General features: G+C 63.6%; 8 protein-coding genes. 7 read left to right on the top strand and 1 reads right to left on the bottom strand.

Annotated features, from left to right (window positions below; genetic code table 11):
- Positions 1-368 precede the first annotated feature (368 nt).
- The 7 genes from AB7M33_RS07420 to AB7M33_RS07390 all read left to right on the top strand — a co-directional run bounded on the left by AB7M33_RS07420 (position 369) and on the right by AB7M33_RS07390 (position 12,462).
- The gene (locus AB7M33_RS07420) at positions 369-1,745 is read left to right on the top strand and encodes an L-serine ammonia-lyase (protein ID WP_099428103.1); all 1,377 of its coding nucleotides are present in this window, start codon (positions 369-371) and stop codon (positions 1,743-1,745) included.
- A 395-nt stretch (positions 1,746-2,140) separates the two neighbouring features.
- On the top strand, positions 2,141-3,247 hold the full coding sequence (gbdR, locus tag AB7M33_RS07415; RefSeq protein ID WP_027594279.1) for a choline metabolism transcriptional regulator GbdR: 1,107 nt from the start codon (positions 2,141-2,143) through the stop codon (positions 3,245-3,247).
- 200 nt (positions 3,248-3,447) lie between these two features.
- Positions 3,448-3,948 (top strand): sigma-70 family RNA polymerase sigma factor, encoded by a 501-nt coding sequence (locus tag AB7M33_RS07410; protein WP_027594280.1) that lies wholly within the window; start codon positions 3,448-3,450, stop codon positions 3,946-3,948.
- A gap of 100 nt (positions 3,949-4,048) precedes the next feature.
- Positions 4,049-5,011, top strand: a complete 963-nt coding sequence (locus AB7M33_RS07405; RefSeq protein ID WP_454242646.1) for a FecR family protein — start codon at positions 4,049-4,051, stop codon at positions 5,009-5,011.
- 169 nt (positions 5,012-5,180) lie between these two features.
- A complete protein-coding gene (locus AB7M33_RS07400; RefSeq protein ID WP_454242645.1) occupies positions 5,181-8,015 on the top strand; it encodes a secretin and TonB N-terminal domain-containing protein in 2,835 nt (944 codons plus the stop codon).
- A 26-nt stretch (positions 8,016-8,041) separates the two neighbouring features.
- Positions 8,042-10,810, top strand: coding sequence for an insulinase family protein (locus AB7M33_RS07395; RefSeq protein WP_454242644.1), 2,769 nt, complete (start codon positions 8,042-8,044; stop codon positions 10,808-10,810).
- Positions 10,807-12,462, top strand: coding sequence for an ABC transporter ATP-binding protein/permease (locus tag AB7M33_RS07390; RefSeq protein ID WP_454242643.1), 1,656 nt, complete (start codon positions 10,807-10,809; stop codon positions 12,460-12,462). Before AB7M33_RS07395 ends, AB7M33_RS07390 begins: the two co-directional genes overlap by 4 nt.
- Positions 12,463-12,780: 318 nt before the next feature.
- Here the strand turns inward: AB7M33_RS07390 and AB7M33_RS07385 are convergent, their stop codons facing one another.
- Entirely contained in the window at positions 12,781-13,038 is a 258-nt protein-coding gene (locus tag AB7M33_RS07385; RefSeq protein ID WP_027594285.1) for a hypothetical protein, read from the bottom strand.
- Positions 13,039-13,337 lie beyond the last annotated feature (299 nt).

The following is a 13,337-nucleotide window of genomic DNA, read 5'->3' as shown; positions in this document are numbered from 1 at the left end:
GGTTGCGTGGCCGTGCTATACGAGTCGCTTTTGATAATCCTCCAGCGCCGGGCAATCGCCTACTGGTGGGGTCGTATCCAGTACGGAACGGGTCGTATCCAGTACTGGCGATGTCGCATATGGATTTTTCCACCCCCTCGGCCGCGTTTTTGCGTCACCAGGCCGCTGGAAAACGGCGTGAAGACGGCAGTACCTCAGGTAAAAACAGCACGGCGCAGCTGGACAAAACTACGTCGGTTGCAGACGGCGAAGGGGTAGGCAAAAGGCCGATGATGCGTGCATTCATGGCGGCTCGCAGCTTCAGCCTAGCAGTTGCCCCGCCCTGCGCATGGCGCGCAGAGACAAGCCCAGCAAGAGGTGATTCGACAATGGCCATCAGCGTGTTCGACCTGTTCAAGATTGGTGTCGGGCCCTCCAGCTCCCACACCGTCGGCCCCATGCGGGCTGGCGCTCTGTTTGTCCAGGGGCTGCGCGAGCGCGGCGAACTGGAGCAGGTAAAACGGGTCGAGGTGCGGCTGTATGGTTCGCTCTCGGCCACCGGCATCGGTCACGGCACCGACAACGCCACCATCATGGGCCTGATGGGCGATTGGCCGGACGCCATCGACCCGACCCAGATCGTCCCTCGCATCGCCGACCTGCGCGAAACCAACACCCTGCTGCTGGCCGGCCGCCTGCCCATCGAGTTTGTCTGGGCCCGCGACATGCTGTTGCTGGACGAGAACCTGCCGTACCACCCCAACGCCATGACCTTGATCGCCGAAGGCGCGCAGGGCGAGCTGCACCGCGACACCTACTACTCGGTGGGCGGTGGCTTTGTGGTCGATGCTGCGCAGGCCGCCAGCGGTGTGCTGGACGCCGACCAGACCGTATTGCCCTACGACTTCAACAGTGCCGCCGAGCTGCTGCAACTGTGCAAGCAAAACGACCTCAGCGTGTCGCAATTGATGATGGCCAACGAGAAGGTCTGGCGCAGCGAGGCAGAGATCCACGCCGGCCTGCAGAAGCTTTGGCAAGCCATGCAGGAGTGCGTCACCAACGGCCTGAAATACGAAGGCACGCTGCCCGGTGGCCTCAACGTACGGCGCCGCGCCGCCAAGCTGCACCGCAGCTTGCAAGAGATCGGCAAGCCCAACGTGATCGGCTCGACCATGAGCGCCATGGAGTGGGTCAACCTGTTCGCCCTGGCGGTCAACGAAGAAAACGCCGCCGGCGGGCGCATGGTCACCGCGCCCACCAACGGCGCTGCGGGAATCATCCCGGCGGTGCTGCACTACTACATGCGCTTCAGTGATGTGGTGGACGAGTCGAACGTGACCGACTTCTTCCTCGGGGCGGCAGCGGTCGGCATCCTGTGCAAGAAGAACGCTTCGATTTCCGGCGCCGAAGTCGGCTGCCAGGGCGAGGTCGGTTCGGCCTGTGCCATGGCGGCGGCAGGCCTTGCGCAAGTGTTGGGGGCGACACCGCCACAACTGGAAAACGCAGCCGAAATCGCTTTGGAACACAACCTTGGCCTGACCTGCGACCCGGTCGGTGGCCTGGTGCAGGTGCCGTGCATCGAGCGCAACGCGATTGCCGCAGTCAAGGCGATCAACGCAGTGCAGATGGCCCTGCGCGGTGACGGCGAACACTTCATTTCCCTCGACCAGGTGATCCGCACCATGCGTGACACCGGCGCCGACATGCACGACAAGTACAAAGAGACCTCACGCGGCGGCCTGGCGGTCAGCGCCATCGAATGCTGATGCGCTAATCACGCGCTGCTGGTCACCACGACGCCCCACTATGGGGCGTTTGTGCATGACCGGCCGTCAGATGTCGCGATGAGTGTGGGCATTGTCGGTGACACTTAAGAGTGTCGTTTCTGGGCAACCCACAAGGCACGTGTCACCAAAGTGCTCAGCAGTTACAAGGAGCGCGCCTAGCACGGCGGTTCCAGAAGTTCAGCCAGCCCGCGCCGAAGGCCCTGATTTGCCGAGTAAAGGCGTCGTTTTCAGGTTTTTTCGGATAGCCGTTCAATTTCAGGCACGGCGTTTGCGTTGTGATTGGCAACAAGCCCCTACCTACGAAGAGGGGGCCATAACAAAAAAATCAGTGCCCGCCTGAGGCACACCCTGCATTTGTGTGAGGAGAAATCGCGATGACGTCGTACACCTCCGGGAATCCAACCCAGAACCGCACAGCTCCCCAGTCCATCGGGTTTCTTCTACTGGACAACTTCACCCTGATTTCCCTGGCGTCGGCGGTCGAGCCGCTGCGCATGGCCAACCAGCTTTCCGGCCGCGAGCTGTACCGCTGGCACACCCTGACCGTCGATGGCGGCCAGGTCTGGGCCAGTGATGGCCTGCAGATCACCCCCGACGCGGCCATGCACAATGCGCCGCCGATCGACACCGTGATCGTCTGCGGCGGTGTCGGCATTCAGCGCACCGTTACCCGTGAACACGTGACCTGGCTGCAGGCGCAGGCTCGCCAGTCGCGGCGCCTGGGCGCGGTGTGTACTGGCAGCTGGGCGCTGGCCTGTGCCGGGCTGCTCGACGGCTTCGATTGCAGCGTGCACTGGGAGTGCCTGGCCGCCATGCAGGAGGCCTACCCACGGGTGAACATGAGCACCCGCCTGTTCACCCTCGACCGCAACCGCTTTACCAGCTCCGGTGGCACCGCGCCGCTGGACATGATGCTGCACCTGATCAGCCGCGATCACGGCCGTGAACTGTCGGCGGCGATCTCCGAGATGTTCGTCTACGAGCGCATTCGCAACGAGCAAGACCACCAACGCGTGCCGCTCAAGCACATGCTCGGCACCAACCAGCCGAAGCTGCAGGAAATCGTCGCGCTGATGGAGGCCAACCTGGAAGAGCCGATCGACCTCGACGAACTGGCGGTGTATGTGTCGGTGTCGCGGCGCCAGCTCGAGCGCCTGTTCCAGAAGTACCTGCACTGCTCGCCGTCGCGCTATTACCTGAAGCTGCGCCTGATCCGCGCGCGGCAGTTGTTGAAGCAGACGCCGATGTCGATCATCGAAGTGGCCTCGGTGTGCGGCTTCGTCTCTACCCCGCATTTCTCCAAGTGCTACCGCGAGTACTTTGGCATTCCGCCGCGTGATGAGCGCGTGGGCTCCAACACCGCGCAGCAGGTGGCGATGATGCCGATCCCGCAGGCCATGACCCTGTCGCCGCACAGCGGGCCGATGGCGGCGCTGAGCCAGGCACGCAACGAGTCGACGTTCGCCAGCGTAAGGCTGTAAACGCTACGCGCCCGTTTGTAGGAGCAGCCTTGTGCTGCGAAGAGGCCGGTAACAGCGTCATATAACGACCCTGTTTTCACCGGCCTCTTCGCAGCACAAGGCTGCTCCTACACGTGAACACCGCCCGTGATCATGTATTGATAATGATTCTCGACTACGGGTAACATCGCCGCCCCCGATACTCCCTGGCATACCACCCCGTGGCGGACGACAAACTGCAGCTGTACTTGGCCCATCGGGCGGCGTTGGTCGATTATGCGCGCCCGATCGTTGGCTGCCGTGCCCGCGCCGAGGATGTGGTCCAGGAAGCCTGGCTGCGTTTCAGTGGGCAGCAGGATGATGCCGACATCCGCCACCCGGCCAGCTACCTCTACCGCATCGTGCGTAACCTGGCCCTGGATCAGACCCGCCGCACCGCCACCGAAAAAGCCCAGCCAGACGGCGACGAAATCCTCGCCGAGCTGCCGTCGAGCAGTGCCTCGCCCGAGCAGGCGGTCAGCCAGCAGAACGAGCTGGACGCCATCAGCCGAGCCCTCGAAGAACTGCCGCAACGCACCCGCATCGCCTTCGAAATGCACCGCCTCGGGGGCTTCACCTTGCAGCAGGTGGCCAACCACCTGAACGTCTCCGTGAGCTTGGTGCATCAACTGGTGCGCGACGCCATGAGCCATTGCATGGCGCGGCTGGAGGACGACCTTTGACGGGGCTGTTGAAAAAACCAGGCGCTGGCGCGTCCTTTGCTCATCGGGCCGACTCTGTGCGACCCTTCGCGCCCCTCAGCCCCCAGGAGACGTGCCGGACATGACGCCAGCAGACCTCGTATCCAGCCGCCGCGAGCAGGCCCTGGACTGGCTCCTGCGCCTGCAGCAGGCCCCGCAGGATGGGCCGCTGCGTGCCGAGTTCGAGCAATGGTGCGCCAGCGATTCGGCCAACGCCGAGGCCTACCGCAAAGCCGAGCGGGTGTGGCAGCTGACGGGGCAACTGGCCCCTGCTACCACCGCGCAATGGCCGCAGGCCGAGGTGCTGCGTCTGCCTGTGCAACGCACATCTCGGCGCCGCTGGTGGCTGGGCGCTGCGGTCGCTGCCTGCCTGTTGGTGGCGCTGGCGCCTTACTTGAGCCTGCGGCTGCAGGCCGACTACCGCACGGCCCAGGGCGAAACGCGCGACATCACCCTGGCCGATGGCAGCGTGGTGCAGATGGACAGCGACACGGCCATCGCTGTGGACTATGCGGGTGATCACCGTGATGTGCGCCTGCTCACCGGCCAGGCCTTTTTCCAGGTCACCCCCGACAAAGCCAAGCCGTTTCACGTGCGTGCCCAGGCGGTGCAGGTGACGGTGACCGGGACGGCGTTCAACGTCGCACTGCGGCCAGGCAGGGTAGGGGTGGATGTGCAGCACGGGTCGGTGCGGGTCGAGGACAGCGGCGATGGGCATGTGCTGTCCGGTGCGCTGACTGCAGGGCAGCGGCTGCGCTATGACCATGGGCTGGTACAGGTGCACACCTTCGTGCCCGCGCAGGCGGCCGCCTGGCGCCAAGGGCAACTGATTGCCGATGACCAGACGGTGGCCGAACTGGTTGCGGAGCTGGCGCGCTACCTGCCGGGCAAGGTGCTGCTGCGTGACGATGCGCTGGGGGCCAAGCGCGTCACCGGTGTGTATGACCTGCGCAAACCCGAGGCGGCGCTGCGTGCGGTGGTCCGGCCGCATGGCGGAGAGCTGCGTAGCTATGGGCCTTGGTTATTGGTGCTGAGTAAGCCTTGAGATTGCCGGGGGCCGCTTTGCGGCCCCAAAAAACGCGTCACAAAAAAACTAATTTCACAATTTTCTGAAAAATCCCCGCACTGCCCCGTCTTCTTCCCCGCGCGCAATAACTGATACCGATTCGTATTCAATTTTGCAGCCCGGCGATTGCCCGGGGTGGGGATGTGGGATGACTGAAACAACAAGCCGTATGCCTCGCCAAGCGCGGGGGTGGTCGTTGCGCCTGAAGCATTTGGCCCGCAGTACGCTGCTTGGCGCAGGCTGTGCCCTGTTCGTGCCTGCAGTGTCGGCAAGTGAGGCCGCCGCCGCTTCGCAATTGGCGCAAGTGCATGCATTTGCTATCCCGGCGCAGGACCTTGCTGCCGCGTTGATCGCCTTCGGCCAGCAAAGCGGTCTGCAAATGACCGCCGATGCGCAGTTGCTGGAGGGCGCGCAAAGCAATGCCGTGCAGGGGCGTTTCAGCAACGAAGCGGCATTGGCTCGCCTGCTTTCTGGCAGTGGCCTGACCTGGGACTACGACGGTGGTGTGGTAAGCCTGCGCCTCCTGCACAGCGATGCAGATGCCGGCCCAATGGAATTGCATGACACCTTGGTGCTGGGCGATAGCGGCGACAATGGTTACCTGGGTGCCACGGTCATCAGCAATCAGGCCATCCGTGCCTTCCCAGGGGCCAACGGCGATATCACGACCCTGCTGCAGATGCACCCGAGCGTGCAATTTTCCAGCGCGCAAAAAAGCTCCAACACCCCGGGCGAAATCGACCCCGCCGACATCAGCATCAACGGCGCCAAGTTCTACCAGAACAACTTCATGATCGATGGCATTTCGATCAATAACGACTTGGACCCTGGCGCCCATGGCTACAGTGAAAACCGCCAATTCGATGCCGCGCCCAGTAACCCCCACGGCATAGCCCTGGACGCTGACCTGCTGCAGGAAGTGAAGGTCTACGACAGCAACGTTCCAGTCGAATACGGTGGCTTTAATGGCGGCGTGATCGATGCCATCACCCGTCGCCCGAGCAGAGAACTGCACGGCAAGATCTCCTATGCACTGACCCGCTCGGAGTGGACCCGCTACCACATTACCGAAGCCGATCAGGAGAGCTTCGACCACGCCTCTTCCGAGCAGTACCAGCCGGAGTTCGAGAAGACCACGTTGCGAGGCATGCTCGAGGGCCACCTGACCGACAATTTCGGTGCCATCCTGAGCTTTTCCCAGCGCCGCTCGGTGATCCCGCTCAACCGTTACGAAAATGGTTACACCAGCCCTAATGCCGACAGCAGCGCGGACCAGACCCGCCAGCTGGACAACTACATGCTCAAGACCTATTGGGACGTCAACGAGCGGTTGACGCTGGAAGGCTCATTTATCCACGCGCCTCAGGAGAACGTGTTTTTCCGGCAGAATTTTCTCGACTCCGATTTCACCAACACCAATGGCGGCTGGCAGGGCTCGCTGAAGGCCGTCTGGGAAGGTGACCAAGCGCGCTGGACGCACACGCTGGCGCTTACCAACCTGTACAGCTCGCGAGAGGCCGACAGCAAGGACACGGTGTTCTGGTATTACTCCGATGAGAAGAACTGGGGCAACCCCACCGGCAATACAGCCCGCAGCGGTGAGGGCTCGTTCGGCAATCTGGACCAGCGTCAGCGCGGTCTTGATTACACCCTCAAGGGCCAATGGCAGACGTTCGATTTCGCCGGTACCAGCCACGCGTTCACGACAGGCCTTGAGTTGTCGCAAAAGCACGCGGAGTGGGAGCGCGAAGCAACCGGGCAGGGCGTGAGCGGGTTTAGCCGCGACGACGAAACCCGCTGCGCAGGCGACGATCCGTGGTGCTCCGTCAGCCCGTTGCTCAACGGGAAAAGCCGCCAGTGGGCGAACCTGCGTACCCAGTACAACGCAGGCAAGCTGGACCTGACCGAAAATGCTTACGCCGTGTTCATCGACGACCAGATGCAGATAGGCAAGCTCAGCCTGCGCCCGGGCGTGCGCTTCGAAGGCGATGACTACATGCAGCAGAAGACCCTTTCACCGCGCTTTGCCGGTGACTACGACTTCTTTGGCGACCGCAGCACGGTGCTGGTTTTCGGCGCCAACCGCTATTACGGCCGCAACCTGTTCAAGTACCGCCTTGCCGATGGCCGCCAGGGCTTCAACACCACCTATACCCGCAGCAGCCAGACCAGTGAGTGGGTCGGTCGGCAAACGCTGAACACCAACCGTTTTTCAGACATGAACATCCCTTACGATGATGAACTGATGCTCGGCCTGGAACAGCGCTGGCTGAACACTGACTTTCGCCTGAAGTACGTACACCGCAAGGGCAAGGACCAGGTGGTGCGGTCCTCGTCGCGGGTGCTTGGCCTGGATCCCCTTGAGGGCTACCAGGCCATTTACTACACCTACGTGAATGCGGGTGCGAGCGAGAGCGACAACCTGTCCCTGACCGTTACGCCCAATCAGCCATTGCGGGTGCTGGGCAGTGTCACCAGCCTGCAACTGGCACTGGATTGGTCGCGCAGCAAGAATGCCTACAGCACCTATGAAGCTGGCTTCAATGACGCCGAATACGCGGATGGTGATGTGCTCTACGACGGCAAACGCATGGCTTACAGCCAACTCCCGGCCAGCGACTTCAACCGCCCTTGGACCGCGCGCCTGACCACCATTACCGAGATCCCGCGCTGGCACCTGAGCATCAGCAACTTCTTTCGTTACCGGGGTGCGTACGACCAGATCATCGACACCGGCCGCACCGCCGATGTGGACGGCGAGGCCCTGGCCGTTTACGACACCGCTTCGGTGGCTGGCGCTCCCACCTGGGACATGCGCGTGAAATGGGAAATGCCCACCGCCAGGGAGCAGGCGCTGTTTGTTGCTGTGGACGTGACCAACGTCACTGACAAGGTCAACTCGATCGTCAGCAACAGCAGCACCGTCCGCACCACGTATGAAGTCGGCCGCCAGTACTGGCTGGAAGTCGGCTACCGCTTCTGACCCCATAAAAAACCGTGGACACCCTGATGAAAAAGCTCATTGCGGGCCTGCTCGGCCCGCTGCTGCTCGGCGCCTGCACCGCGCTACCCGAACCTGACTCGCCATTGCCTTGGGATGCCCAGGTCAGCCAAGGCACCCTGGCCAACGGCCTGCAATACCGGCTGGTGCGCGAGACCGCCCAGCCTGGCCGGCTCGACCTGCGCCTGACGGTCAATGCCGGTTCCATCGACGAAACCGACGACCAGGTGGGCGTCGCGCACATGGTCGAACACCTGGTGTTCCACAGCCGCGCCGGGCAGTCGGGCAACCTGCGCCAGCGCATGACGGCGTTGGGCTGGGTGCAAGGCCGCCACTTCAATGCGGTGACCAACTACGAACGCACCCAGTTCATGCTCAGCCCGCCGGCCGGCGTGCGCCAGGCCCCGCAGGCTCTGCAAGCATTGGCCGACCTGGCGTTCGCCGGCGACTACAGTGCTGCCGACCTTGAGCGCGAACGGCCGATCGTCATCGAGGAGTGGCGGGGCGGCCTGGGTGTGGCCCAGCGCATGAACCAGCAACGCACCGCCTCGCAACGGGTTGGCTCACGTTACCCAGAGCACCGCACCATCGGCAACGAGGCGGCCATCCGCAATGCCAGCCTGGCCAGCTTGCAAGGCTTTCAGGCGCGCTGGTACCAGGCGCCGAACATGGTGATTTCGGCGGTAGGCGATTTCGAGCCCAAGGCCATGCTGGCGCAGATCGAGCACACCTTCGGCAAGGCCAAAGGTGGTGCCAGCCCGGCTCGCGACTACCGCGACCTGCCGCTGAACAACGCGCTGAAAATCTTCCGGCTGCAAGACCCGCAGTCCGGCAGCAACCAGGTGGCGCTGTTGTTCCGCCTGCATGAACCGGACAGCCGCGGCACCACCCGCGCGGCGCTGCGTGAGCGGTTGATCGACCGCATGGCCTTGGCCGCGCTGCTCGACAGCCTGCGACGCCAGCCGCTGGCGCCCGGGGTGCGCAGCCTGGTGGCACAGAAAACCCTGATCGGCAGCCAGTCGACGGTGCTGGGTATCGCTGCCGGCGTCGAAGGCCAGCAGCACGAACAGGCGCTGCGCCAGCTGCTGACCGAGATCGAGCGCCTGCGTCAGCATGGCTTCAGCGAGCAGGACTACCAAAAGCAGCAAGCCCATATTCGCGCCTTGGGCGACAAGACCTTGGCCAACCACGCGCCACGTACGTTCGAGCAGTGGGTCGAACAGCTCAACAACGCCACCGCGGCAGAAGGCAGCGTGGTCGAGCGTCATGCTGCTGCCCGTCGTTACCTGCAGGTGCTGCCAGGCATCGAGCGGGAAGACCTCAATCACAGGCTGCGGCGTTGGCTTGGCAGTGCCGATCGCGTGTTGCAGTTCAGCGTGCCTGGGCAGTCGCAGGTCGAGTTGCCAAGCGTGGCAGCGGTCGAGGCACTGCGGGTGGAGATCGCCAGTCAGACGCTTTCGCCACCTGTTCAGCAGTCAGCTGAAACCCCGAGCGTAGCCAGTTACAAGCCCGATGCACCGGGCACCGCAGGGCACATTGTCGACCGCAAGGCATTCCCTGCTGAGCACGTCGAACACTGGCGCTTGGGTAACGGCGACCGGCTGGTATGGCTGCGCCGTAACGGCCCAGAGGGCAAGTGGCTGTTACAAGCGGACTCGTCCGCCGGCTACCGCCTCGCCGATGCGCCTGCCTGGCGCTTACAGATGGCTGCCCAACTGGCCGTGCGCAGCGGGCCGGACGGTGCGCAGGCGTGGCGCCAGGCGCAAGGTGCCACCGTCAGCCTTGAGCATCAGCCACAGCGCTTGCAGTTGAACCTCAGCACCCGCCCCGAGCAACTTCCGGCCTTGCTGCAGAGCTACCGGCTGAGCCAACAGGCGAGCATCGACGCCACGTTGTTCGACGAGGTGCGCAGCGATCTGCTGCAGCGCTTGCGCAGTCGTCCCGAGGATGTGCGTGCGCGCCAGGAGCGCGAGCAGCGCGTACTCAAGTACGGGGCCGATCATTGGCAAACCCCTGACCAGGCTGCGCTGCAACAGCTCGATCGCAAGCAGTTGCAGGCGGACTGGCAGCGCCTTGCCCGTGCGCCGGTGACTTACTACCTGATGGCCGATGTGCCCGCAGAACAGCTCGAACCGCTGGTGCGCGGCTACCTGGCCAACCTGCCGCGCGGCGTCTCGCCAAACCCGCAAGCCGCGCTGCAGCAACCCGGCCAGCGCCGCAGCGACCTGGCGATCGCGCTCGAGCCACGCGCCGTGCTGCAGGCCAGCAGCTACCAGCCGCACGCCTGGCAACCGCAGGCCGCCATGCGCGTCGCACTGCTGCGTGAGCTGGCCAACCAGCAGCTCAAGCAGCAACTGCGCGGCGAGGCCTCGGGGGTTTATCGCCTGAGCTTCGATGCCCAGCTCGACCCCGATTCGCAGCGCATCGAAAGCACCCTCAGCTTTACCTGCGACCCGGCGCGTGTGGATGAGTTATGGGCACTGGCGCAGCAGACCCTGGCCGAGCTGAAGGTGGATGAGCAGTGGCTGTTGGCCGAGCGTCGCGAGCTGGTGCGCCAGGAGGCCAAACGCCGCGAAGACCCGCAAACCCAATTCAAGCGCTTGATCCTCAGTGAGCGCCACTGGCAGGACCCTCGCTACCTGAGCGAACAGGCGAGGCTGCCCGAGGCACTGACCGTGCCGGCCATGCAGCAACTGGCGCGGCAGTTGTTCCCCGTCGCCAACCAGGTGCAGCTGCGCCTGCTGCCATCGGCTGCCGCGCTGGAGCAGGCGTTGTGAATACCCTGCGCAGGTTCTACCGCCTGAGCCGGCCATTCTGGCAAGCCCGCCAGCAGTGGCTTGCCTGGCTGATGCTGGCGACGATCATCGGGCTTGGCCTGTTGATCGTGCAGATCAACGTGTTGATCAACAGCTGGAGTAAAACCTTCTACGACACGCTGGCGTCTTTCGACACCGCGGGGCTGTACGCGCTGGCCGGTGAGTACGCGCTCTATCTTGGGCTCTACGTGCTGATTTTTGTCGCCCTCGACTACCTGCGCAAAGGGCTGGTACTGCGCTGGCGCCAAGCGATGACCGGGCGTTTGATCGATGCTTGGCTGGGCGACCAGGCGTTCTACCGCCTGGGGCTCAGCGGCGAACCCGACAACCCGGACCAGCGCATCGCCCAGGACGTCGACCTGATGGTGGACCTGAGCATCGAGCTGGTGGCCTCGCTGGTAGTCAATCTGGCCCAGGTCGGCGCGTTCGTGGTGATCCTGTGGAACCTGTCCGGGGTGCAGACCTTCCACCTGTTCGGCGAACCCTTCACCGTGCATGGCTACCTGCTGTGGATCGTGCTGGCCTACACCTTGATCGGCAGTGTCCTGACCCACCTGATCGGCAAACCCTTGCACGCGCTCAACTATGCGCGTGAGCAACGGGAGGCAGACTTTCGCGCGGGCCTGCTGCGCAAGCGCGACCACGCCGAGCAAATTGCCCTGTACCGAGGCGAGGCGGTCGAGCGCCAGCACTTGGCACAGCGCTTCCAGGCGATTGCCGAGAACTGGCGACAACTCATGGGCCGTGAGCGTGACCTGAGCCTGTTCACGGTCGCCTACCAGCGCTTCAGCCTGATCGTGCCGGTATTCGCGGCGCTGCCCGCGTTCATGGCCAAGACCATCACCTTGGGTGGCCTGATGCAGATTCGCAGCGCGTTCAATGCCGTGCACGACTCGCTCAGCTGGTTCATCAAGCTGTACCACAAGCTGGTGCGCTGGAGCGCGGCGCTGGAGCGGCTCGACCAGTTCGAGCAGGCCATCGCCGCCAGCCGCCAGCAGGTGATCAAGGCGCCGCAGGGCAATTGCCTGTGCTTGCAAGGGCTGACGGTATGCCGGCCCGACGGCAGTCATTTGCTCCGCGACCTCAAGCTGCGCGTCGGCCAGGGGCAGTGGGTGCGGCTTGCCGGGCACAGCGGGTTGGGCAAGTCGACCTTGCTGCGCACCTTGCAGGGGCTGTGGCCCCATTGCACGGGTGATTGGCAATTGCCGCCGGGGCGCAGCCTGTTGTTGCCGCAGCAGCCGTATCTGCCGCAGATGAGCTTGCGTGGCTTGCTGGCTTATCCACAGGTGCGGTCGATAGACGATGTGCAGTTGGTCGATGTGCTGGGCAAGGTGGGGCTGGGCGGGTTGATCGGTCAACTGGACAGGCATGTGGAGTGGGAACGGGTGCTTTCTGGCGGCGAGCAGCAGCGGGTGAGCCTGGCGCGGGCGCTGTTGTACCGGCCGGATACGTTGTACCTGGATGAGGCGACCAGTCAGCTGGATATCGGCAGTGCGCAGCGTTTGCTGGAGATGCTCAAGCGGGAGTTGCCGGGGTGTACCGTGGTGGCGGTGACCCACCAGGAAGGGCTGGCAGGGGTGTTTGGGAAAACGCTGGAGCTAGAGCCTGTGTGAACGTGCACCGGCCTCTTCGCGGGTGAACCCGCTCCCACAGGGGGCTCACAGCCTTTGCAGGCTCTGCTGAACCTGGGCTCACAGCCTTTGCAGGCTCTGCTGAACCTGGGCTCACAGCCTTTGCAGGCTCTGCTGAACCTGGGCTCACAGCCTTTGCAGGCTCTGCTGAACCTGGGCTCACAGCCTTTGCAGGCTCTGCTGAACCTGGGCTCACAGCCTTTGCAGGCTCTGCTGAACCTGGGCTCACAGCCTTTGAAGGCTCTGCTGAACCTGTGGGAGCGGGTTTACCCGCGAAGAGGCCGGTGCAGGATTAATCAGTCAGGTGCGCTTGCTGAACTGTGCCAGCGCAGGCAAAAGCTGCTTGTCGATCGCCTGGCGCACCGCCGGCAATATCGTCGCGCTGCCGGTATACATCTGCTCGACCATGCCCTTCAGCGCCTTTGCATTGGGCTCGGTCAGCCCACGCACTACCGCCTCGCAGGCCTGCTCGGCGCTGGCCCCGGCGGGGATGTCGAAACCGCGCGCGCGCAGGTGGCCGGCGAGGTCGTCCTGGTCAATCAAATCCGCATGCATCATGGCTGTTGTCCCTTTTATCGCTAAGCGAGTGCTGCTGTGATTTACGACCGATTCTGTGTCCACCGCGACATGCCCGCAAGGGCAGAATGTCGCAATGGCTGCTTTGGCTAAGAACAGGTCGTTTACGGCTAAATCACCCGGCCCTGAAGTGAGCACACTCAAGCCATCTGCCGCAACGGAGGGTTTGGTCACCCTCGCTCGTGCACAGTGGATGTTGCTCGCTCTTGGCCCCGGATGCTCACGGCTTTCCGGGGTTATTTTTTTCTCCCTAGCCGCCGTTTCCCTAGCGACTCTACGAG

It is taken from the genome of Pseudomonas sp. Y3 TE3536, from assembly GCF_053629175.1.
The sequence above is the reverse complement of the archived record's forward strand: the minus strand, read 5'-3'. Positions and strand labels throughout refer to the sequence as shown.

Excerpts from the sequence above, each read along its gene's own strand:
- gbdR (WP_027594279.1), top strand. The coding sequence starts at position 2,141 with ATGACGTCGTACACCTCCGGGAATCCAACCCAGAACCGCACAGCTCCC.
- AB7M33_RS07385 (WP_027594285.1), bottom strand. The coding sequence starts at position 13,038 with ATGATGCATGCGGATTTGATTGACCAGGACGACCTCGCCGGCCACCTG.
- AB7M33_RS07395 (WP_454242644.1), top strand. The coding sequence starts at position 8,042 with ATGAAAAAGCTCATTGCGGGCCTGCTCGGCCCGCTGCTGCTCGGCGCC.
- AB7M33_RS07405 (WP_454242646.1), top strand. The coding sequence starts at position 4,049 with ATGACGCCAGCAGACCTCGTATCCAGCCGCCGCGAGCAGGCCCTGGAC.
- AB7M33_RS07420 (WP_099428103.1), top strand. The coding sequence starts at position 369 with ATGGCCATCAGCGTGTTCGACCTGTTCAAGATTGGTGTCGGGCCCTCC.
- AB7M33_RS07400 (WP_454242645.1), top strand. The coding sequence starts at position 5,181 with ATGACTGAAACAACAAGCCGTATGCCTCGCCAAGCGCGGGGGTGGTCG.